Source organism: Paracoccus niistensis (genome assembly GCF_042432925.1).
Taxonomy (GTDB): domain Bacteria; phylum Pseudomonadota; class Alphaproteobacteria; order Rhodobacterales; family Rhodobacteraceae; genus Paracoccus; species Paracoccus niistensis.
In genome coordinates this window covers 1-21,324 of the sequence record NZ_JBHLWE010000019.1, presented here as the reverse complement: position 1 = coordinate 21,324, position 21,324 = coordinate 1, and the positions used below count along the sequence as shown (strand labels likewise).

Here is a 21,324-nt window from a genome sequence, read left to right as displayed (position 1 = left end):
TTGCAGCCGGGTGCCTTCTAAGTAGAACCCGACTGAATTACCAAGGTATGTCGGTTCGCATCCAGATCGGCTCCCAGGCAACATCTTTCGTCTTTGCCAAAGGTCGCCCATGCCGCTCAGCCGCGCACACTCCCGCCGTGCCCGTTCCCTTCTTCTGTCCGTCACGGCCCTGACCGCTGTATGTGCGCCTGTCGTGTATGCCCAGGATGCCGCCGAAAACATCGTTCTGGACGAGATCTTGGTGACCTCCGCGTCCTCGATCGCGACCTCTGTTCAGGATGCGCCGGCGTCGATCACCGTGATCGACCAGGAAACGATCCAGACCAGCGGCGCGCGCGATGTCCGCGATCTGTTGCGGACCGTTCCGGGGCTGAACCTGACCCGCAGCAACGACGGCAACTCGGGCGTGTCCTTCCGTGGCCTTTCCAGCAATCGCACCCTGACGCTGATCGACGGCAAGCGGGTCAGCACCCGCAACACCTTTGCGCGGCACTACAGCGGCGACCTGCAGATCGTTCCGGTGGATGCCATCGAGCGGATCGAGGTGGTGCGCGGGCCCATGTCCACGCTGTACGGCTCGGACGCGATGGGTGGTGTCGTCAACATCATCACGAAGAAGGGCGAGGAGGTCTGGTCGGGATCGGTCACGACCGAGTTCGGCATCGCGGATGAAAGCACGACCGCCGACAGCCGCTCGGTCTCGGGCTACATCTCGGGGCCGCTGGCCCAGAACCTCAGCCTCGCGGCTTGGCTGAAGCTGTCGGAGATCGAGTCGCCTGACGAGCCCTATGGCTTCACCGAAAGCCGGGGCGAGCTGATCCCCAACTATACCAGCAACGGCACCCGCACCCAGACCGCCGGCGCCCGCCTGACCTGGACGCCGCGGGATGGGCAGGAATGGGGCTTCGAGGCGCAGGCCTCGGTGGACGACTACCTGGGCGCGGGTGACGAGCCCGACTCGAACGAGGTTTCGAAGCTGAGCCTTGCGGCCACGAACGAATGGCAGCTCGGCAACGGTTCGCTGTCCAGCTATCTTCGATATGAGCAGTCCGAGAACAAGACCTGGGACGCGGCCGGGTCAGACTGGAACGACCCGATCGAATACGACACGGTCACGCTCGAATCCCGCTACACGTCGCAGGCGACGGTGGGCGGCCGCGCGCTGGACTATACCCTTGGCGGGCTCGTGGCGCGCGAGGAACTGACCGATCCGATCACGACCTCGGATGCGTTGATCGAGGGCTCGGTCGACACCGCCGCGCTTTATGCCGAGGGGCGGTGGCAGGTGACGGACGCCCTGAGCCTGACCGGCGGCCTGCGGCTCGACCATCACGAGAAATACGGCAACCACCTGACGCCGCGGCTTTACGCGAACTATGACCTGGGCAACGGGCTGATGCTGAAGGCGGGCTATGCGCAGGCCTTCGTCGCGCCCGATCTGCGCAACCTCAACCCGAATTACCAGATGGGCTCGCGCGGGAACGGCTGCAAACCCTATGTCGGCCCCTGCACGATCATCGGCAACCCCGACCTCGACCCCGAGACCTCGGACAACTACGAGATCGGCCTGAACTACCAGGGCGCGGATACCAGCTGGGAAGTCACCGCCTTCTACAACGACATCGAGAACATGCTGAGCGCCCGCCGCACCGGCGAGTTTGCGCCCGACCGCAGCCCCCTGTTCCAGCGCGACAACTTCGACTACGGCAAGACCTCGGGCATCGAGTTCGGCGTCGAGCGCCAGGTGAACGACGATCTCGTCTGGACGACCTCGGGCACTTGGATCGCCAAGTCCGAGTTCAAGTATGGCGACTTCGACACCGCCTACCCCATGGCGACAACGCCTGAATGGAACGTCACGACCGGCCTGGCATGGCAGACGAACGACCGCCTGAACCTGTCGGGGCAGGTCACCTATGTCGGCAAGCAGGCGGGATATGTCGTTGCGGATGATGTGGATCTCGGGCCGGGCGAACAGCCGTCGGTTCCGGCGGGGCAGAACAGCGATCCCTATTACATCGTGGACGTCTCGGCGCGCTATGACCTGACCGAAAGCACGCTGTTCTACGCAAGCGTGGACAACCTGTTCAACGACCAGCCGGACGCGGACGTGGATTATCGCGAGGACGGCCGCCTGTTCAAGCTGGGCCTGACGACCCGCTTCTGATCGGACGTCCGGAATGGCAGGTCCGGCCGGTGATCCCCGGCCGGGCCTTCGTCATGCCGCTCCGGTCTCGTGCCGGGCGATTTCTGATCACAGGAAATCGCCGGACCAGCACGATCCGCATCGGCGGGCGGCGAGGCTGCGCGCATCCCTAGTGGAGCTTTGGCCGCTCATCATCTGCCCGGTTCCTTAACCCCACGGAAATGCTTGACCCGTGGCAGGCTGCTCCTCCATATCCGCGCGACAACCAGGCCGCAGGAGACAGGCCGGCAAGGCCATGCGGGCGGCAGCGACGGGGAGGGATCTCGACATGAGCGGCCTGCTGGCCATGTCTCGCGGCATCGACCGCATCAACACGGTGATCGGGCGCAGCGTCAGCTGGCTGATCCTGGTCGCCGTGCTCGTAAGCGCAGGGAACGCGATCATCCGCAAGGTGTGGTCGATTTCCTCGAACGCCTGGCTTGAACTGCAATGGTATCTGTTTGGCGCGGCCTTCCTGCTGGCGGCGGCCTATACGCTGCTGGAAAACGAACATATCCGCATCGACATCATCTACGGGGGCCGCTCGCGGCGCACCCAGCACTGGATCGACCTGATCGGGCACCTGCTGTTCCTGATGCCCTTCGTGATCCTGATGATCTGGCTGATGGTGCCCTGGCTTGAACGGTCCATCGCCTCGGGCGAGCGTTCGATGAACGCGGGCGGCTTGGTCCTGTGGCCGGCCAAGGCGCTGCTGCTGGCGGGATTCATCCTGCTGTTCTTCCAGGGCGTTTCCGAGATCATCAAGAAGATCGCGGTGATGCGCGGCATCATTCCCGACACGCAGGCGCAGTTCTCGGCCCATGGCGCGGTCGAGATCGACGACAAGCTGCTGTCCGAGGCGGGCTTTGCCGATCCTGACCATCCGGTCACGGACGAGCTGCTTGGCCATCCGGCCGACCACAGCACCAACTACACCGACCGGGGAACGCGCAAATGATGGAACTGATCGCGCAGAACATGGCGCCGATCATGTTCGCAAGCCTCGTGGTGTTCCTGCTGCTGGGCTATCCTGTCGCCTTTGCGCTGGCCGCCAACGGCCTGCTGTTCTTCATCATCGGCGTGGAACTGGCGCCGCTGTCGGGCGGCAACATCAACCTGTCCTGGAACCTGCTTCAGGCCATGCCGGAACGGTTGTGGGGTCTGTTATCCAACGAGACGTTGCTGGCCATCCCCTTCTTCACCTTCATGGGGATCGTGCTCGAAAAATCGGGCATGGCCGAGGACCTGCTGGACACCATCGGCCAGCTGTTCGGTCCCGTGCGCGGCGGTCTGGCCTATGCGGTCATCATCGTGGGCGCGCTGCTGGCGGCAACGACCGGCGTGGTCGCGGCCTCGGTGATCGCGATGGGCCTGATCTCGCTGCCGATCATGCTGCGCTATGGCTATGACCGGCGGATCGCCTCGGGGACCATCGCGGCCTCGGGGACGCTGGCGCAGATCATCCCCCCGTCGCTGGTGCTGATCGTGCTGGCCGACCAGCTCGGCCGCTCGGTGGGCGACATGTACAAGGGCGCCATGATCCCGGGTCTCGTGCTGACCGGGTTCTACATGGCCTATATCTTCGTGATGACGATCATCCGGCCGAACTCGATGCCCGCGCTGCCGAAAGAGGCGCGGACGCTGGGGTCGGGCGTGACCTCGCTGCTGGTGGCGCTGGTGCTGACCGGGGCGCTGGCCTACGCGCTCTTCGTCCGCATGCACCCGACCTACGGCACGAACGCCGACATCCTCGCGCCCTCGGCCGCCGTTCTCGTGATCTACGTGCTGGCGCTGCTGGACCGGACGCTGAAGACCAACGTGATGAGCCGGCTGGCGCAGCAGGTCATCATCGTGCTGATCCCGCCGCTGGCGCTGATCTTCCTGGTGCTGGGGACGATCTTCCTCGGGATCGCCACGCCGACCGAGGGCGGCGCGATGGGTGCCGTGGGCGCGCTGATCCTGGCGGGCGCCAAGGGCCGCCTGGGTGGCGGCGTCATTCCGCAGGCGCTTACGGCGACGACGCGCTTGTCAGCCTTCGTCATGTTCATCCTCATCGGGGCGCGGGTCTTCTCGCTGACCTTCTACGGGGTGAACGGGCATATCTGGGTCGAGCACCTGCTGACCTCGCTGCCGGGGGGCGAATACGGCTTCCTGATCGTTGTCTCGATCCTCGTGTTCCTGCTGGCCTTCTTCCTCGACTTCTTCGAGCTGGCCTTCATCATCGTCCCGCTGCTGGCCCCTGCGGCGGAAAGCCTGGGCATCGATCTCATCTGGTTCGGCGTCCTTCTGGGCGTGAACATGCAGACCTCGTTCATGCACCCGCCCTTCGGCTTCTCGCTGTTCTTCCTGCGGTCGGTCGCGCCCAAGGTCCCCTACAAGGACAAGGTCACGGGCCTGATGATGGAGCCTGTGCGGACCGGCCAGATCTATTGGGGTGCCGTGCCCTATGTCTGCATCCAGCTGGTGATGGTCGGCATCGTCATGGCCTTCCCCGGACTGGTCATGCACTACAAGGGGCCGGCGATCGACACCTCGAATGTCGAGGTCAGCTTCCCTGCGGGCAACCTCGGCGGAGGACTGGGCGGCGGCCTGGGCGGACTTGGCGGCAACCCCTTCGGTTCGCCGGCCGCACCGGGCGCGGCACCCGGTGGCCTGGGTGGCCTGGGCAATCCGTTCGGAGCGCCCGCGACGCCTGCGCCCACGCAGCCTGATGCGGCGGCTCCCGCGGCTCCTGCCGCGGGAGGGCTGGGCGGGCTGAACTCGCCCCGGAGCTTCGGCGCGCCTGCTGCCCCTGCGGCGCCGACTCCGGCTCCGGCATCGCCGGGCGCCGACCTTGGCGCTCCGCCGAACTTCGGAGCGCCCGCGGCGCCTGCACCTGCGCCAGCGCCTGCTAGTGGTCTCGGCACTCCGCCGAACTTCGGGGCGCCTGCGGCCGGTAACCCTGCCAGCGGAACGGCGACGAGCGAGACGGTGACCGTCCCGGTCACGCCCGCACCGCCGGCCCCCGCGGCCAACTGAACAAAGAAAGGGCGCCCACAGAGGCGCCCTTTTCATTTCTCGCGTTGCCCGGACAACAGAAAAGCCGCCGCCCCAAGGGACGGCGGCTTCTTTGCCTCGGCGTCGGCTTACAGCTTGCCGTTGCGCTGCTGGATCATCATCATCGTGTCGAAGGTGTAGTCCGTCGTCTGGCCATAAAGATACCAGTCGTTCAGGAAGGGCTTCTGCGCCTCCCACATCCGCTTGAACTCGGCGTTCTCGTTCGACAGCTCGTCATAGACCTGCCGCGAGGCATCGAAGGCGGCCATCATCACGTCTTCCGGGAAGGGCAGGGGCTGTGCGCCCGACTGGGCCAGCCGCTTCAGCGCCGGCGGGTTCTTGAAGTCGTATTCCGACAGCGTGTTCAGGTCGGTCGCCTGGCAGGCCGTGCGGAGGATCGACTTGTAGACCTCGGGCAGCTCGTTCCACTTGGCGAGGTTGAAGAACATCCCCACCGTCGGCCCGCCTTCCCAGAAGCCCGGATAGTAGTAATAAGGCGCGACCTTCTGGAAACCGAGCTTCTCGTCATCATAGGGGCCGACCCACTCGGCGGCATCGATGGTGCCCTTTTCCAGCGCCGGATAGATGTCGCCGCCGGCGATCTGCTGCGGCACGACGCCCAGCTTTTCCACCACGCGGCCAGCGAGGCCCGAGATCCGCATCTTCAGGCCCTGCATGTCAGCCACGCTGCTGATCTGCTTGCGGTACCAGCCGCCCATCTGCGCGCCGGTGTTGCCGACGGGGAAGCAGACCAGGTTCTGCGTGGCCAGGAACTGGTTGTAAGCGTCGATCCCGCCGCCGTGATAGTTGTAGGCCGCCTTGCCGCGCGCGTTGAAGGTCCAGGGCAGGTCCGCGCCGCAGGCGAAGGCCGGGTCCTTGCCCCAGCTGTAATAGCCGACCGAGTTCGCGGCCTCGACCGTGCCGTCGGTCGCCGCGTCGATGGCCTGCAGGCCGGGAACGATCTCGCCCGCCGCGAAGACCTGCAGGGTGAACTTGCCATCCGTCATGGCGCTGACGCGCTCGGACACGTCCACGCCGCTGCCGTAGATCGTTTCCAGCGACTTCGGGAAGGACGAGGCCACGCGCCAGTTGATCGTGGGCATTTCCTGCGCGATGGCAGGAGCGGCGAGCGTCGCGCCCGCCGCCGCCGCGGCGCCACCCAGCGAGGCGGTCGTCAGGAACCGGCGGCGGTCGAGTTTGGTATTGTCGGTCAAGTCATGTCCTCCTCTGTGCCGGGCGTGCGGCCTTGACCCGGCCGCCACCCGTTCGCGCGGTGCAGATTGCATTGCAGGCAGGCCTCTGTCCACATGACGTTGCGGTCATGCGAAGGAAAGCGCGCCAGCAGGTCAGCCCTTTGTGCAAGACGCCGTGTCGCGGCGCGAAAGCGTCTTTCCCTTTGGCCGCGTCTGTGGAATCGATGCGACCGGAACAAGCTGGGGCAGGGACAGGAAATGGCGACCGGAAACGGCAGCGAGGCCGCCCAAGGGCTGCGCATGGTCGCACCGCCCCTGGTTTATGCCATCCTGATGCTGGCGATCCCGCTGCTGACGATCCTGACCTTCTCGTTCCTCAAGGACGGCTACCAGACCGTCATCCGCGAATTCACCTTCGAGAACTATCTGGCCGTCTGGGCTGACCCGATCTTCCGCACGCTGATGCTGCGGTCTCTGTGGGTCGCGGGGCTGGTGACGCTGGCGACGGTCGTGCTGGCCTTTCCCGTGGCCTATTTCCTGTCCTTCGTGGTCGCGCCCCGGCACAAGGCGATGTGGATCTTCCTGATCACCATCCCCTTCTGGACCAGCTACCTGATCCGCGTCTTCCTGTGGAAGGTGATCCTTGGCTATAACGGCGTCATCAACTCGGGGCTGAAATCCCTGGGGATCATCGAGCAGCCGCTGTCCTTCCTTCTGTACAACACCGGGTCCATCGTCGTGACGCTGGCGCACGCTTATGCGCCCTTCGCCATCCTGCCGATCTATGTCGCGCTGGAAAAGATCGACCGCTCGCTGCTTGAAGCGGGCCGCGACCTCGGCGAAAGCCGGCTGATGACCTTCTGGCGCGTCACCCTGCCGCTGGCCATGCCGGGCGTGCTGGCCGCCGTGCTGATCGTCTTCATTCCGACGATCGGCGACTACGTCACCCCCACCCTGATCGGAGGCGGCAAGATCCCCATGGTCGCGAACCTGATCCAGGCGCAGATGCTGGACATCGACAACAAGCCGCTGGGGTCCGCCATCGCCCTGACGGCCATGGGCATCGTCGGGGTGCTGTCGGTGATATTCCTGTTCCTCAACCGCCGCTTCCTGAAGGTCCGGCAATGAGGGGGGGCGGCCTGCGCGCCTATGCGCTGCTGTATCTGCTGTTCCTTTACGCGCCGATCCTGCTGCTGCCGATCTTCGCCTTCAACTCGGGCACCATCATCGCCTTTCCGCTGCAGGGCCTCACGACCCAGTGGTTCGAGCAGATGTGGGGCAATGCCACGCTGCGCCGCGCGCTGGGGAACTCGCTCACCATCGCGCTCAGCTCGGCCGTGCTGGCGACCTGCCTCGCGATCTTCGCGGCCCGCGCCTCGACCCGCTACCGCTTTCCGGGAAAGGGCGGGGCGCTGGGGCTGATCATGCTGCCGCTCATTCTGCCGGAGATCATCGTCGGCATCTCGCTGCTGGTGGTGCTGCTGGCCGCGGGCGTGCAGCTGTCGATCCTGACCGTCATCATCGGCCACACGCTGATCTGCATGCCCTATGCCGTGGCGATCATGACCACCGCCTTTTCATCGCTGGACAAGTCGCTGGAAGAGGCGGCCTATGACCTCGGCGAGACGAAGTGGAGCGCCTTCCGCCTTGTGATCCTGCCGCTGGTCATGCCCGGCATCATCTCGGCCATGCTGATGAGCTTCACCATCAGCCTGGACGAGTTCATCATCGCCTTCTTCCTAGCCGGGAACGAACCGACCCTGCCCACCTACATCTTCAGCCAGCTGCGCTTCCCCAAGTCGATCCCGATGATCATGGCACTTGGGACGGTGCTGGTGATGATGTCGATCCTGCTTCTGGCAGTCGCCGAATATTTCCGCCGGCGCGGCGCCGCCCGCACCGGCCAGTCGAGCAGCGGAGGCTTGCTGTGAACGCCCGAAACCCCATGCCCGTGATGCGCGAAGGCGGCCCCGCCCGCGACGAACACGGCCGCCCCACGCCCATCGAGACGCGCCGCGCGATGATCGAGTGCCGGGACGTCCATAAATACTACGGCGACTATCACGCCCTCCGCGGCATCGACCTGACGATCCGCGAAGCCGAGTTCTTCTCGCTTCTCGGCCCCTCCGGCTGCGGCAAGACCACGCTGCTGCGGACCATCGCCGGCTTCGAGGACATCGGCTCGGGCGTGGTGCTGATCGATGGCAAGGACATGGCGAATGTCCCCGCCAACGTCCGGCCGACGAACATGGTGTTCCAGTCCTACGCCATCTTCCCCCACCTGACGGTCGCCGAGAACGTGGCCTTCGGGTTGCGTCGCGATCCCCGCTCCAAGGCGGAAAAATCGGCGGCGGTCGAGGAGGCTCTGGCGATGGTCGGCTTGCGCGGCTACGGCGCCCGCGCGGCGCACGCCCTCTCGGGTGGCCAGCGGCAGCGGGTGGCGCTGGCGCGCGCCCTGATCCTCAAGCCAAAGGTGCTGCTGCTCGACGAGCCTCTGTCGGCGCTCGACCGCAAGATGCGCGAGCAGATGCAGGTGGAACTGATCAAGCTGCAGCGGCAGGTCGGCATTACCTTCGTGCTGGTCACGCACGACCAGGAAGAGGCGCTGGTCATGTCCGACCGCATCGCCGTCATGTTCGAGGGCGAGATCGCGCAGCTCTCCTTCGCCGAAGAGCTTTACACCCGCCCGGCCAGCCGTCGCGTCGCGGATTTCATCGGCGTGATGAACTTCCTGCCCGCCCGCATCCTGGGCGACACCAAGACGGGCGTCCGCGTGGACGTTCCCGGCTTCGGCGAGTTCGAGGTTCCCGCCGCCAATGTCAGCCGCGCGGATGCGGGCGACAGCGGCCCCTCGGTCGGCTTCCGCCCCGAGGCCGTGACGCTGCTGACCCGCGACGCGCCCGCACCGAACCTCGAGACGGCCGGCGCGATCGAGGAAATCGTCTATTACGGCGACATGACCTATTACGACGTGCGGCTGGACGGCTCGGCGCGCTTCGACGGGAAGGGACACCAGATCCGCGTCTCGATGCGCAACGTCTTCGGCCGCGACCTGCCGGACCTGGGAACCCGCACCCGAGTCAGCTGGTCACCGGGTTCGCTGATCCTGTTTCGCTGAAGAAGGGCGGCCCGGACTGACGGGCCGCGCCAGGGGCTCAGGCGGCGTCCAGCGCCCTGACGATGGGCGTGAAGTCGGCGGCCTTCAGGCTCGCCCCGCCCACCAGCGCGCCATCGACATGGGCAATGGCAAAGATCTCGGCGGCATTGGCGGGCTTAACGCTGCCGCCGTAAAGCAGGCGGAACTTGGCCCCGTCGGCAAAGCGCGCCACCAGCGCCTCGCGCATGGCGGCATGAACCTCGGCGATCTGGTCGTTGGTCGGCGTGCGGCCGGTGCCGATGGCCCAGACGGGTTCATAGGCGATGACGGTGTTCGCAGCGGTGGCGCAATCAGGAACCGAGCCCGCAAGCTGCCGCGCGATCACGTCCAGCGTCTCGTTTGCATCGCGCTGCGCCTCGGTTTCGCCGACGCAGATGACGCTGGAGATGCCGGCGCGGTGGGCAGCCACGGCCTTGGCGGCAACCGCGGCATCCGTCTCGCCATGGTCGGCGCGGCGCTCGGAATGGCCGACGATCACGTAGCTTGCGCCCGCGTCCCTCAGCTGCTCGGCCGAGATATCGCCGGTATGGGCGCCTGACTCCTTGGCATGACAGTCCTGGCCGCCCACGGCGACGGCGCCTGCGCTCACGCGCTCGGCCATCAGGCGCAGCAGCGTGGCTGGCGGGCAGATGAGGATATCGACCCCGGCGCCGGCGCAGTCGTGCATCAGTGTCTCGACCTCGGCCAGTGAGGCGAGGGTTCCGTTCATCTTCCAGTTTCCGGCGGCAAGCTTGCGGGGCGGCATGGGATCCTCCTGTTGGGTCGGCCACGGCCTAGCGCGGCCGGGTGCAGGGGATCAAGGGCGGGTACCGGCGTCACCCTCGGACCGGGGCGCTGCCCCGGACCCCGGGATATTTGAACGAAGAAGAACTGCCTTGCGGTCAGAAAAGGCGCGGGTCGTCTTCTGTCCGGAAATATCCCCGCCGGAGGCTCCGGCGCTGACGATGGATCGCCTCAGCTGTCACGGCGCGCGGCCGAGCCCTCCAACGGCTCGAAGCGGATCGATTCGCCGCATCCGCAGGTGTCGGTGACGTTCGGGTTCACGAAGCGAAAGCCGCTGTCCAGCAGGCCCGTGTGATAGTCGATCTCGGTCCCGAACAGGAACATCTGTGCGGTGGGTGCGATCAGCACGCGGGCAGCGCCCTGTTCCACGACCTCGTCGTTGGGCGAGGGCATGTCTGCCAGTTCCATCGTGTATTCCATCCCCGCGCAGCCGCCCTTCTTCAGGCCGATGCGCAGACCCGAGGCGCCCCTTTCGGCCATCAGCCGGGCGATCCTCGCCTCGGCGGCAGGGGTGATGGTGACGGGCGGTTTTCCGGGGATCGAGAACATGGGAGAGGCCTTTCGCGCTGGCCCTCAAGATAGGCAGCCCAGCCGGATCGCTCAAGCCGTGCTGCCGCAGGGTTTGCCGTCGCGGGCTCCGGCTGCTAGAAGGCGCGATCCCGAGGAAAGCCGCAAGACCCCGATGACCGCCGAGATCCCCGTCCGCAGCGCCGCCCGCCTGTCCGTCGCCCCCATGATGGATTTGCGCGACAGGGAATTCATTAAACATTTTCATGGAGTTGAAGGGCGGGTCTATCCAGATAGCACATGTGTAGCACACCTTCACCTGGCTGTGTCAAAGCTGATGTAGGGGAGGTGGCGTTCATGGTGCGTTTGTCAGATAGGCGAGCAAGCGATGTGACGTACGTATCGGCAGGAGTTCGTGGCAGGAATTCATGATAGTCAGTCAAGGTGAGTTCATTTTGATGCACCTCCGGGCCTGCATTGGTGCGCAGCAAGCTCTTTTCTGAGGTAAAACGCCATGTTTAACGTGAGGGGCATTCAACAAGCTCTTCTGGTTAGTACTGCCCAAGGGCTCCAAAGTGTCTCGTTCGACGGAATAGACTGAGTACGCTCCGTGAGCTGACAAATGGCAGTTCACTTACTGCGGGACTGGGTCAACACCGATCGGTGCCGACGCTCTGCAACCCGTGCCTTGCTTTCGTCCTTCGCTGCTTGGACTGCCTCTTCAATCTCAGAGAGGTTCTCGACCCACAACTGGACCCGTTCGGGCGGTAGGTCTACCAAGTCGAGGTTCATTCGACGAATGAAGTAGTAGACCATCGATAGTCGAACCTCGATTTCGCGATATCCGCTGGTCATGGCGTAATCCCGGTCGATCGCCCGCTTCTGGGCCTCGCCGAGGCGCGGGTGAGAGCGGAGTTTCAGGGTTGCCCTGGTGCTCCACTCGACATCATCCTGCGGATCGTAACCGACCTCGCAAGTTTCTCCTATCTCGTCGATCCGGCTGATGACGAAATCGCGAAATTCCTCGCGGTCGCAGGCCCAAGCACGGACATGCCACCGGGACCCATCAAAGGCCAAGGCATGAGGGGCGATGGTCCGCCAACGCGTATTGGTTAGCGACTGGTAGTGGATCTGCAGCCCCTTACGGGCGCGTATGGCCCCGAGGAGTTCTCGTAGGCAGTTGGGGTTCACGTTGCGCGTGATGTCCGGCGCCATGTCGACGGGCGGTATGGTCTTGAACCAGAGGTCCTCGCGTTGGAGAGCTTCCGTAAGCCAAGCCCTCAGTTGGAGGAGGAGGCGGTCCGCCGAGACCCGAAGGAACTTTGGCGCAACCTTCGGACTCGGAACGTAGGCTTTCTCGGACGAATCATAGACGATGTTCTCGCCCGCTACCTCCCGATACATACGCAGGTCAAGAGATGCTTGGGGCGTCGAGATGCCAAAGGTCTCCTCAAGGTCGCTGCGGTTGAGCAGCCCCTCCCAAATGAGCTTCCATTCGATGAATTCGAAGCGTTGTCTCTGGCTCCAGCGGCGTCGGTCCTGCTCTTCCATGACGTCCCCCTATGCACCTCTTGACGGATATTAACGCTATATCCATCTACTTTCCAGACGGGTTGCTGGCGCGACTTGGGCAAGCGTTGGCCGAAGCAATGGACCACGCAGACGTAGAGGAGTGCAGGACGGTGGCGAAGACCTGGAAGCGCACGCGCGCGGAGGAGCAGATCGGAAAGCGGCTCAAGGAGGTCGAGACTGTTACGGTCGTCGACTTCGCGCGCGACATGTCGCTCGAGAGCATCCGGGTGAATAAGGCCTACAGGATGGATGCTGTCCACCTCTACGCCGACATCCTCAATCTCGATGAGATGCTGGGCGTGACGGGCGACGAGGGCGTGACCTGCCATCGCCGGACCCTCCGTTTCCTCAATCTCCACTACCGAGCGGTGGACCGCATCCTTTCCCGTGTGGACGCCCGCCGGGTGGACTTCCACAACCAGCGCCTCCACGGGGTGGTCCACAAGCCCTACAACTCGGAGGCAGGGGCGGAGCGTCTTCGGGTCGAGCGGGCAATCGCCATTGCGAAACTGATCATCGACGTCCTGCGAGAGACGGGCGACGATGACGACAAGATCCCGAACGCTCAGATGCGGGTCGGCATCGACACAGGTCAGGCATTGGCTGTGAACAACGGCCGCCGCGGCAACCGCGAGCCGCTCTTTCTGGGAGAGCCCGCCAACCATGCGGCGAAGCTTTCGGGCGCCGACCGTGTTGAGGGTATCTTTCTCACAAACAAGGCCCGGGAGGCGATCGGCCTCGAGAAGGTCGATAAGCCTGAGAACGTGCGCCTCTCTACGAGCGAGATCGCGGCCTGTCAGGAGGCGGCGGACCTCGGGGTCACAGTCGATGAGATCGTGAAGGAGTGGCGCGACGATCTCGAGAAGAACCCGATCGGCAGCATCGAGTTCAGCCGTCAGACGCCACCCTTACGCGACTTGGACATCACGGCCCTGACGCCCAGAAATTCGAAGCGGCAGGAGGCGATCTCTATTTACGCGGACATCGACAACTTTACCGCCTACGTCGGCCGGCATATTGAGGACAGCCCGGAGGACGTTGTCAGGGCGCTTCATGTGCTGCGCTCGGAAATGGAGCGGGTCCTGTCCAGCGACTTCGCGGGCCGCCGAATCCGCTTCATCGGGGACTGCCTGCACGGTCTGGTCTGCGAGGGAACCGCGCAGACCACCGACGAGGAGGAAACGGTGAGCACTGCCACGCTCTGCGCCGGGGCGCTCCGGTCCAGCTTCGAACTCTCGCTCGAAAAGCTGGAGGAAGCGGACGTGGACGTGGATGATCTCGGCCTCGCGATTGGGTTCGAGCTTGGGCCGATGACGATCACGCGGCTGGGCCTGAAGGGCGATCGCCGGGTCCGTTGCTCGGTGAGCCGCGGCGTTCTCGCCTCGGAGGATAAGCAGCGGGGCTGCGCCGGCACCGAGACGGCAATTGGCGAAGCGGCGTACAAGGCCGGGAGCCAAGGCGTGAAGAGCCTGTTCGGCCAGGATCGCAAGGCCGCCAACGTTGACTATGACGAGGCTGTCGACGCGCTCGCGGACAAGGGGGACAGCACGGCCAAGGCCGCGCAGGATGCCGCCTTCGCCATAGCGGCCCCCGAGATCAAGAGCGCGTCCAGCGTGCCCCTTAGACCCTATGCGCGCCGGTCGTGACTCAGCCTCCGATCGACCTCCTGACCCGTTGGGCCGCCGAGTTCGGGGCAACTGTGACGGCCGTGCAGGCGACCTACCTGGAGTTCACCTTCCCCGTTTTTCGACCAGATGGCACCGCCCCGACCTACGCCATCGTGGCGGAAGTACGAGAAGACGAGGTCGCCGCGCGTGAGGCCACGCCGACCCGTCTGCCCGCCTTCTGTCCTGAGCGCCACATCAACCGCGATGGCACCTTCTGTCTCGGATGGGGCAGGGCCGACGATCTGGAGGTTCGTGACGAGGAGACCGCGCGAGCCTGGTGGGCGCGCCTCTTCAAGTTCCTCACCCTTCAAGAGCGTGCCACAAGACTCCGGCGCTGGCCGGATCGGCGGACGTGGCCTCACGGGGATGCCGCAGGCCATCAATTTCGCGCGGAGTGGGCTGCGCATCGGCTGGGCTCTCCCTTCGTTGAGGACTTAGCGCAGGGCCGGCTTGGGGTCGCGCGCAAGGGACATGGGAGCGGAGGGGCCGGACTTCAGATGCTGCGTGACGGTCGGAGGCTCTACTCGGTTTGGGAGGACACCCGACGCGCTGTGAACCTTCGGCAGCGCTGCATTTGCATCATGGGGAGGGCCAGCCCTCCAGCAGTTCTTCGGAGCTGCGGAGACCATGCGGATGCCGTTGTTGAGCTTGCTTTCGCGCTTCAGGACCGCGCCACCGCTGAGGCGGCATTCTGGGCAGGGCTTGAGGGTACATCCTGCTGTGGAACGATGGACTGCTGTCCGCTGTCGCTTGGCTTGAGTAGGGGAGCGGAATGATCGAAAGGTTTCAAGGGGAAAAAGGGCGGCGCCTTCTCGTAGAGGCGCTCGCCACCCAAAAGATGCTGCAAGGGTCGGCCGGACTCGCGGAGGAGACGGCCGAACGAGGCGAGTTGCGGGAATTACAACTGAACGATGTACTCATCGAGCAGGGAGCCGATACGAACGATGTGTTTCTCATCATCTCCGGGACTTGCGATGTGATTGTCAACGGTAGGCTGATTGCGAAGCGCGGCCCGGGGGACCACGTTGGCGAGATGGCCGCCGTGCAGCCGATCCAGCCCCGATCTGCGACCGTTCAGGCCGCAGAAAAAGTTGTGGTTCTGCGGCTATCTGAGGAGGTTTTCTCGGACATAGCAAACCGCCACTCGTCGATCTATCGAGCCATTGCCCAGGAACTCTCGAGACGTCTGCTTCAACGCAACAAGGCCATCGGCGCCTATCGCGAGCAGATCCGGGTGTTCATCATCAGTTCGGTAGAAGCTCTTCCCATTGCACGGATCATCGAGGACGCATTCGAGCACGACCCTTTCGCGGTTCAGCTCTGGACTCACGGCTGCTTCAAGGTGGCGAACTACACTCTCCAGGATCTCGAAGCTGCCGTCGACAACTCAGATTTCGCAGTCGCCATCGCCCATGCCGATGATGTCACGGAGAGTCGAGAAGAGAAGTGGCCGGCTCCGCGCGACAACGTAATCTTCGAACTGGGTCTCTTCATGGGTCGTCTGGGCCGATCCCGTGCGATCCTCATGGAGCCCCGTGGGGTGGACGTGAAACTGCCGAGCGATCTGGCGGGCGTCACTACGATCCCGTACCGCTTTGCTAAGGGCGGAGAAAATCACCGACTTATGTCGCCCGCCTGCAACAAGCTGCGAGAGCATATGCTCCGTCTCGGCGCCAATAATGGGTAGTTGCCTGATGTGGCTACGTTGAGGGGATGGCATGGCAAAAGACGATCAACAGGAAGCTTATGAAAGGCTACTGACATTGTGCTTGGCCAGAGCAATCGATTTTACGAAATTTGCGGAGGCCAAGAATGCGGCGCTACTCACCTTCGCATCTGCCTGGGTCATTGCCTCAGTCACCCTGCTTAACGGTAGCAACCCGCTTGCGCGAGAATGGAGGGTGGCCTTCATGGCTGCGCTCCCGTTCTTCGCCTCTGCGGCGCTCTGTTCCTTTTTGCCGAAGACCAACATATTAGGATTTCACAAGAATCCTGACCGCGAGAGGGTCATGCTGTTCTTTGGCGACGCGGCTGCCTTTTCCCTGGAATCTTTCCGTGATCGGATTCGCGATCGGTATTATCCGCCTGAAGGTGAAACGACAACACGCAACTACTTGGACGATCTCTCTACTCAGACCAACATCAATAGCCAAATTGCGCTCCGGAAATTCAAGTTGTTTAATGCCGGTGCGAGACTGATCTTTGTGGCCTTCGCTATCCTCTCTGCACCCGCTGTCTATCTTATTTCGACGAGTGTCGGTTTGCCTGTTTTGGCCTATTTGTCTAACCTTTCTTCCGGCCCCACAGGCAGCGGCGGCGTATGATAGATATGAAGTGGAAGGGTATGTCAGCAAAGTCTGTTGGTGCTCTTCTTGATCACGCGAGAATCCTTCTGAATACCGGGAGATATCCATCGCGCCGGGCGATGAGCCATCGGGCGTAACCATCGAGGTTCTTGGTCGCCGGACCGCGGAAGGGTTTCAGGAAGGCCTTCCAGCTCGCATGTAGAGAGTTAATCGTGTTCAGGTGGTAGGTCGTGGGCGTCAGGCGGCTCCGGCGTCCGCCGACGAGCATCCAGTAGCCCATTCCCGCGGCTTTGGCGATCGCCTCGTATTGCGGAGCGCCGTCCGACAGCAGCAGAGCATCCGGCGCAACCTGGGGCAGCAGCGCAGCGGCGATCGTCGGCTGCCGCCGGTCGGGGATGTAGGTGAGGTTCGTGCGCCCGGTGCGATCCGCGACCCCGAGCAATGGCTTGAGGAAGCGCCGGACAATCGCCTGCGGCGGACCCTGGCGGCCGTAGTCGCGCCAGCGGTGGCGGCGGCCGCGGATGAAGGTGGGGCTCCGCACGATGCCGCACCCATTCCCGGCTGCCCTTGCGGCTCTCGCGCTGGAAGGTCTCATCCGCTTCCACGATCCCCTGGAACACTTCGGCCGGGGCGCTCGGCAGCGCCGACAGCACGCGCATGCGCCAGCGCCAGAGCGTGTCGCGTGAGACCCCGAGCTTGCTGGCCGGCTTGCGACAGGAGAGCGGAGCGTCGCCGAACATGTCCTTGATCGCTTCCAAGAGCAGATCCGGACGATGCACCCCCGCCGCAGCGGTTCCCGTGAGGCCGCTCCAGGTCCGTTTGCAGGCCTTGCATTGCCAGCGCCGCTCGCCTCGCTCGGTGCGACCCCACTTGCGCCGCTCGTCGCCGCCGCAGTTAGGACAAGAGCGCTCGGCTGCCGCCCCGTCGATCTCGAGGCCGGCCTCAGCACGCCGCCGGCTCTCCGTCAGCGCTCGTTCGGCCTCCGCGATCTGGTGGGACGGGAGTCGCTTGATAAGGCTCAGCAGGCGGTCCAGGGTGCCCGCAGGGGTGTGATGCTTTGGCATGGCTGCGCTCCTCTGATGACAGGGACGAGCAGATATTGGCGGATCACGCCAACCGCGAAGCGTCACCCACAGACTTTGCTGACATGCCCATCGCCTTGATGACATCCACGTATGAATAGTTCGGCGTCATTCCGCGTTCCTGCACATGGACTCGGCAGAGCCAGGCAAACGAATTCCGGCGTTCTTGTCCTCCGGCCCTTGATTGCCGATCCGCCACGCGCAGCATCACTTTTCATGCATCCGGCAGGATGCAAACGGATCGTAGGGCTATGGAAAGAGGTGGATGAGGGTCACGTGGATCCATCATCAGCCGCTGGATCCTTGATCTGGGTGACGAGCAGATCTCGCAGGAAGGTCCTGGTCTCGATACCAAGATCCGTCGGGGTAAACGAAAAGGAGCGTGGGCACACACGTACGCCCCTGCACATCTCATCAAGCATTTCCGGATCTATCCGCGCATACCAGGTTCCATCAACATCCGGAAAGTCCGCTTGCACCGTATGTGATCCAAGCCTCTCCGGCACCTCCTCGACATGAACTGCTCCAAGGCCGATTTCTTCCAACCTGCGGAACGCGGCCAGTTCGGCTTCGTCTTCTGGGGTATGAAGGCAAAGACCTGAGAGGCCGCTGTTGTCGCGTCCGATTAGCGCGATGTCGACAATTCGTCGTGTATCCTGCTCGTTTAGCAGGGCGAGTACCTTGGCAACCCTATTTGATGGTCTTGGAAGCGATGCAAGGTTCAAGGGTAATGCTTCAGAACCATCTTGGGTTGCAAGGACGACGCGTGTCGTTTCTCCATGGCCAAACATCCAAGGAATCAGCCCGATTACTGACGCAAGAACAGTACCGACTGCACCAACAATCGCGCCAATAATCGCACCCTTTGTTTCGGGTTTCATCTGGCGTCTCCTCAACATGCCCGCACCGAAATCATGGGAAGTCAGCCTACAGCGGCATCATGCTACATTCTCCGTGGTGAGGCAGCAGAATATCGACCATGTGGTGAGCCACCGGGCCGAAACCGGCACAGATGGCGCTGGTTCAGCCTATGACTGCCTCTCACTGACGGGAGGGATACCCATCGATCCGGTTCACTCCCTGATCATGATTCCGGCACCCACAGGATGACCTGGACGATCAGGGCTTCGTCGACTTCGGAGGTGAGGGAAGTCATTTCGGGCGGATCGCTCTCGATGATGCGATCTTTGTCTCGGACAATGTGGCGCGCATAGATGTCCTACCCAGTGGGTGGTGCTGCACCTGGCCTTTCAGCGTCGGCGCGGTATTCTCGGGATGGGAGACTTGGTCATACTCCGAGCGGATAAAGCACCTGCGGGATAACCTCGGGATGCTTGTGAAGGAGTTCGGCGTGTCTGATGAGGAAATCGGGACAGCGTTCCGCCTGGTTCCGGAACTGGCAAAGGAACCGGAGGCACGCGCGGCGTGCGACTCCGTTACGGTCGAGAACACCTTGGATCTTGTCATGACGGCCCTCGATGGCCGGAGGATCCGGTTCTGATCGTCTCCGGGGAAGCGCAGATCCTGGCGCTCCCCCGACCTGGATGACGCGATTGACGCCGGCATTTCGTTGCCGGAATGAATGGCCAATATGACCTGCGACACCTGCATGAAGGTCAAATCCGCATGGCATCGCGCAACATGAAGCTGCCGATCGCCAGAAAGAAAGACAGACACATGAACCAGGCCATGCCCATACCCGCCAAGCACAGAGCCGTCCCGGGCATAGATCTGGCCACCCTTCGGCGTCTCCTTGCCTACAGGGAGAAGAACCGGCTCCGCTGGCTTCTTCCTGTCTTCATGGACGCACTCGATCTCAATGCCCCCGAGGCAGACGCATTGCTCAGGAAGGTCGCGGCCGCTGGGTATATCGAGTGGATGGCGCCCCATGACACAAATGAGGAATGGAGCCTCACGGCGCATGGTAGTCGGCTGATCGCCGACCCTATGCAGGAGCGGATGAACCGGGCCCAGGCAACCGCCATTCTCGACAAGGTGCTCGAGCGCATCCGCAGGATCAACGCCGCGCCCGACCGGCTCGTCTATGTCCGGGACGCGCGCCTCTATGGCAGCCTCCTGGATGAGGCAGCCTCGAGCTTCGGCGATGTCGATATCGAGATTACCCTCTGCCGCAGGCCACTGCCTGAAGAGGAGTGCGCCAGGGTTCAGCAACTCCTCTCGGCCAAGGTTCCAGACTCATGGCACAGCAATCCCATCCTGCGGCACCAGCCGGAGAGGAGATGGGACGAGCGGCAGGCGAAGAAGGAGATCAGGCAGGGACTTAAGGGCCTTTCCCTCTCCGAAGACGTCACACAGGAGCTGGGCTGCGCCTACAGGGTCGTCCTCGATTATGACTGGGAGACGCGCTCGGAAGCGAGCCTGACCGGTGAGATCATCCCCCGGACGACACCAAGCCCCGATCGTTCGGCACATGAAGAGGATGCGCCTGTTCCCGATGTGACGATCATCCCTCCCTTGGGACTGCTCGACCCTGATGAGGGGCTGCCAGGACAGGATCTTCATCTTTGCTGCGAGAAGCTGAGCTTCCAGGAAGCCCGAGCCTGGATGGGTGAATTCCAGGGGCAAGGGCGCTCAGTTCTGGACACGCGGAAGATGGAGAGGGCAGACCTGCGCTTCGCCGGCGCCGCGCATCTCTTCCCGGACTGGAAGGACAGGAGCCTCACGGGGCTCGAGCTCTTTGTCCGTGCGCTCGACTGGGCCGCCGGGCATGATTTCCCCATTGCTAAGGCACCGCGCCGCTACATGCTGCGCACCTACGACAAGACGCGCATCGCGACTTTCGCGGGCCTCGTGGTCAAGAGAGTGGCCGATCGCGTAGAAGCATACCTGGTGCCAAGTGAAACGATCCCAGGAGGGGAGTATCTGAAGCAGCATGGCACCAAGGGCGAGATTACCCCACGCATGGTCGCGGCCCACCACGCGATATGCGTGGCCCTCGGGCGCATGCTCGATGAGACGAGACTTACCGGCCGGGTGAGCTCCCAGCTCGACTTCGATCTGGATGGTCTGCGCCGCAACCACTGGCCCGCTCTCCCGGACCTGTCCCGCGTCTCGGGCATCCTGCGCCGCGGACTGCCGAAGGTGCAGATCCCGGAAGCCGTACTCAAGAACGCAAGACGCAGGAAGGGCAGATACAGTTGCCATCTCCCGATCGAACGCGAAGTCGAGATCGAGTTCGATCGCGATGTTCATGAGGCCGGGATGCTGACCGCAAGCTTCAGGACCAATCTCTCGCGATGGCTGCCGGGCGACGAGCCCAGGGATGATGACGATTGGGTGGACCTGCCCGGAGAGGATGAGCTGATCAGCGCCCTCGAGGCAGAGGAGCGCCGGCTGGACTTCATCAGCAACGACCTGCCGGGATGCAGGCGGATCAAGATCTGGCACGAGGCGCCGATCAAAGCCTGATCTGCTCTTCCGAAGTCAGGAGTTCGTGCCAAGTCTTTAATCACGCGCTCCACTGAATGACCAGGATTCGCCTTAACAGGCGCAAGGAAGTGTGGTATCCTAAAACAACACAGACATCTTCTCGTTTCGCAATCTTACCCGAGCGCGACAATGAAGGATTTCGCTCTCAGTGGCGCCCCATCAAGGGCAGCGTTGCTCATTCTGCCCCTTTTTGGGCTGACAAACCCAGCAACGGCTTACTACGAGAGCTATGAGCTCTATGGGTATGTAACGGGAAGCGTCACGGTGGAGGTTCGACTCCACTACTCCGAGAGCAAAGGAAACACCTCCCTTGAAGGCCAAGGTGGCCTGCCCCAATGAGGTGGTCCGTTTGCAATCTTAGTGCATGACGGGTTTTGGCGCTACGG

18 protein-coding genes and 1 pseudogene are annotated in these 21,324 nt (G+C 63.4%); 12 read left to right on the top strand and 7 right to left on the bottom strand.

The window, feature by feature from the left end; all coding sequences use genetic code 11:
- The first annotated feature begins 193 nt into the window (after positions 1–193).
- The 3 genes from ACFFII_RS07245 (at position 194) to ACFFII_RS07235 (ending at position 5,203) form a co-directional block, all read left to right on the top strand.
- Complete coding sequence (locus tag ACFFII_RS07245) at positions 194–2,167, top strand: TonB-dependent receptor domain-containing protein (RefSeq protein WP_377698220.1); 1,974 nt, start codon at positions 194–196, stop codon at positions 2,165–2,167.
- A gap of 307 nt (positions 2,168–2,474) precedes the next feature.
- Entirely contained in the window at positions 2,475–3,143 is a 669-nt protein-coding gene (locus ACFFII_RS07240; RefSeq protein ID WP_377698219.1) for a TRAP transporter small permease subunit, read from the top strand.
- Positions 3,140–5,203, top strand: a complete 2,064-nt coding sequence (locus ACFFII_RS07235) for a TRAP transporter large permease (protein WP_377698218.1) — start codon at positions 3,140–3,142, stop codon at positions 5,201–5,203. Before ACFFII_RS07240 ends, ACFFII_RS07235 begins: the two co-directional genes overlap by 4 nt.
- A 107-nt stretch (positions 5,204–5,310) precedes the next feature.
- Here the strand turns inward: ACFFII_RS07235 and ACFFII_RS07230 are convergent, their stop codons facing one another.
- Positions 5,311–6,435: a TRAP transporter substrate-binding protein gene (locus ACFFII_RS07230; protein ID WP_377698217.1), complete on the bottom strand. Its 1,125-nt coding sequence runs from the start codon at positions 6,433–6,435 to the stop codon at positions 5,311–5,313.
- Between the two features lie 237 nt (positions 6,436–6,672).
- Between ACFFII_RS07230 and ACFFII_RS07225 the strand changes: the two genes are divergently transcribed.
- The 3 genes from ACFFII_RS07225 to ACFFII_RS07215 all read left to right on the top strand — a co-directional run bounded on the left by ACFFII_RS07225 (position 6,673) and on the right by ACFFII_RS07215 (position 9,532).
- The gene (locus ACFFII_RS07225; RefSeq protein WP_377698216.1) at positions 6,673–7,542 is read left to right on the top strand and encodes an ABC transporter permease; all 870 of its coding nucleotides are present in this window, start codon (positions 6,673–6,675) and stop codon (positions 7,540–7,542) included.
- Entirely contained in the window at positions 7,539–8,345 is an 807-nt protein-coding gene (locus ACFFII_RS07220; protein ID WP_377698215.1) for an ABC transporter permease, read from the top strand. The genes ACFFII_RS07225 and ACFFII_RS07220 overlap by 4 nt, the downstream gene beginning before the upstream one ends.
- Positions 8,346–8,434: 89 nt before the next feature.
- The gene (locus tag ACFFII_RS07215) at positions 8,435–9,532 is read left to right on the top strand and encodes an ABC transporter ATP-binding protein (RefSeq protein WP_377698347.1); all 1,098 of its coding nucleotides are present in this window, start codon (positions 8,435–8,437) and stop codon (positions 9,530–9,532) included.
- 37 nt (positions 9,533–9,569) lie between these two features.
- Here ACFFII_RS07215 and tpiA read toward each other — a convergent pair whose 3' ends face one another.
- The 3 genes from tpiA to ACFFII_RS07200 form a co-directional block, all read right to left on the bottom strand.
- On the bottom strand, positions 9,570–10,316 hold the full coding sequence (gene tpiA / locus ACFFII_RS07210; protein WP_377698214.1) for a triose-phosphate isomerase: 747 nt from the start codon (positions 10,314–10,316) through the stop codon (positions 9,570–9,572).
- 209 nt (positions 10,317–10,525) lie between these two features.
- Positions 10,526–10,903, bottom strand: coding sequence for a HesB/IscA family protein (locus tag ACFFII_RS07205; protein WP_377698213.1), 378 nt, complete (start codon positions 10,901–10,903; stop codon positions 10,526–10,528).
- Positions 10,904–11,491: 588 nt separating this feature from the next.
- Positions 11,492–12,412, bottom strand: a complete 921-nt coding sequence (locus ACFFII_RS07200; protein ID WP_377698212.1) for a helix-turn-helix transcriptional regulator — start codon at positions 12,410–12,412, stop codon at positions 11,492–11,494.
- A gap of 131 nt (positions 12,413–12,543) precedes the next feature.
- On the opposite strand from ACFFII_RS07200, the gene ACFFII_RS07195 reads away from it, so the two are divergent.
- From ACFFII_RS07195 to ACFFII_RS07180, 4 genes are read left to right on the top strand one after another with little or no spacing between them, the layout of a single operon-like run.
- Positions 12,544–14,079, top strand: coding sequence for an adenylate/guanylate cyclase domain-containing protein (locus ACFFII_RS07195; RefSeq protein ID WP_377698211.1), 1,536 nt, complete (start codon positions 12,544–12,546; stop codon positions 14,077–14,079).
- The gene (locus ACFFII_RS07190) at positions 14,076–14,876 is read left to right on the top strand and encodes an E2 domain-containing protein (protein WP_377698210.1); all 801 of its coding nucleotides are present in this window, start codon (positions 14,076–14,078) and stop codon (positions 14,874–14,876) included. The genes ACFFII_RS07195 and ACFFII_RS07190 overlap by 4 nt, the downstream gene beginning before the upstream one ends.
- Positions 14,873–15,787: a TIR domain-containing protein gene (locus ACFFII_RS07185; protein WP_377698209.1), complete on the top strand. Its 915-nt coding sequence runs from the start codon at positions 14,873–14,875 to the stop codon at positions 15,785–15,787. Before ACFFII_RS07190 ends, ACFFII_RS07185 begins: the two co-directional genes overlap by 4 nt.
- A 31-nt stretch (positions 15,788–15,818) precedes the next feature.
- A complete protein-coding gene (locus ACFFII_RS07180) occupies positions 15,819–16,424 on the top strand; it encodes a Pycsar system effector family protein (protein ID WP_377698208.1) in 606 nt (201 codons plus the stop codon).
- Positions 16,425–16,476: 52 nt separating this feature from the next.
- Here ACFFII_RS07180 and ACFFII_RS07175 read toward each other — a convergent pair whose 3' ends face one another.
- The 3 genes and pseudogenes from ACFFII_RS07175 to ACFFII_RS07170 all read right to left on the bottom strand — a co-directional run bounded on the left by ACFFII_RS07175 (position 16,477) and on the right by ACFFII_RS07170 (position 18,369).
- Complete coding sequence (locus tag ACFFII_RS07175) at positions 16,477–16,947, bottom strand: transposase (protein WP_377698207.1); 471 nt, start codon at positions 16,945–16,947, stop codon at positions 16,477–16,479.
- A gap of 277 nt (positions 16,948–17,224) precedes the next feature.
- A pseudogene (locus ACFFII_RS17790) lies at positions 17,225–17,470 on the bottom strand (transposase-like zinc-binding domain-containing protein); the annotation flags it as partial.
- A 290-nt stretch (positions 17,471–17,760) separates the two neighbouring features.
- Positions 17,761–18,369: a hypothetical protein gene (locus tag ACFFII_RS07170; protein WP_377698206.1), complete on the bottom strand. Its 609-nt coding sequence runs from the start codon at positions 18,367–18,369 to the stop codon at positions 17,761–17,763.
- A 320-nt stretch (positions 18,370–18,689) separates the two neighbouring features.
- Here ACFFII_RS07170 and ACFFII_RS07165 point away from each other — a divergent pair, with 320 nt between their 5' ends.
- Positions 18,690–18,989 (top strand): hypothetical protein, encoded by a 300-nt coding sequence (locus ACFFII_RS07165; RefSeq protein WP_377698205.1) that lies wholly within the window; start codon positions 18,690–18,692, stop codon positions 18,987–18,989.
- Between the two features lie 125 nt (positions 18,990–19,114).
- The gene (locus ACFFII_RS07160; protein WP_377698204.1) at positions 19,115–20,917 is read left to right on the top strand and encodes a hypothetical protein; all 1,803 of its coding nucleotides are present in this window, start codon (positions 19,115–19,117) and stop codon (positions 20,915–20,917) included.
- The last annotated feature ends 407 nt before the right edge of the window (positions 20,918–21,324 follow it).

What these genes read in the sequence shown, in the direction of transcription:
- ACFFII_RS07240 (WP_377698219.1), top strand. Translation starts at nt 2,475, where the DNA reads ATGAGCGGCCTGCTGGCCATGTCTCGCGGCATCGACCGCATCAACACG.
- ACFFII_RS07235 (WP_377698218.1), top strand. Translation starts at nt 3,140, where the DNA reads ATGATGGAACTGATCGCGCAGAACATGGCGCCGATCATGTTCGCAAGC.
- ACFFII_RS07225 (WP_377698216.1), top strand. Translation starts at nt 6,673, where the DNA reads ATGGCGACCGGAAACGGCAGCGAGGCCGCCCAAGGGCTGCGCATGGTC.
- ACFFII_RS07220 (WP_377698215.1), top strand. Translation starts at nt 7,539, where the DNA reads ATGAGGGGGGGCGGCCTGCGCGCCTATGCGCTGCTGTATCTGCTGTTC.
- ACFFII_RS07215 (WP_377698347.1), top strand. Translation starts at nt 8,435, where the DNA reads ATGATCGAGTGCCGGGACGTCCATAAATACTACGGCGACTATCACGCC.
- tpiA (WP_377698214.1), bottom strand. Translation starts at nt 10,316, where the DNA reads ATGCCGCCCCGCAAGCTTGCCGCCGGAAACTGGAAGATGAACGGAACC.
- ACFFII_RS07205 (WP_377698213.1), bottom strand. Translation starts at nt 10,903, where the DNA reads ATGTTCTCGATCCCCGGAAAACCGCCCGTCACCATCACCCCTGCCGCC.
- ACFFII_RS07200 (WP_377698212.1), bottom strand. Translation starts at nt 12,412, where the DNA reads ATGGAAGAGCAGGACCGACGCCGCTGGAGCCAGAGACAACGCTTCGAA.
- ACFFII_RS07185 (WP_377698209.1), top strand. Translation starts at nt 14,873, where the DNA reads ATGATCGAAAGGTTTCAAGGGGAAAAAGGGCGGCGCCTTCTCGTAGAG.
- ACFFII_RS07180 (WP_377698208.1), top strand. Translation starts at nt 15,819, where the DNA reads ATGGCAAAAGACGATCAACAGGAAGCTTATGAAAGGCTACTGACATTG.
- ACFFII_RS07170 (WP_377698206.1), bottom strand. Translation starts at nt 18,369, where the DNA reads ATGAAACCCGAAACAAAGGGTGCGATTATTGGCGCGATTGTTGGTGCA.
- ACFFII_RS07160 (WP_377698204.1), top strand. Translation starts at nt 19,115, where the DNA reads ATGGCATCGCGCAACATGAAGCTGCCGATCGCCAGAAAGAAAGACAGA.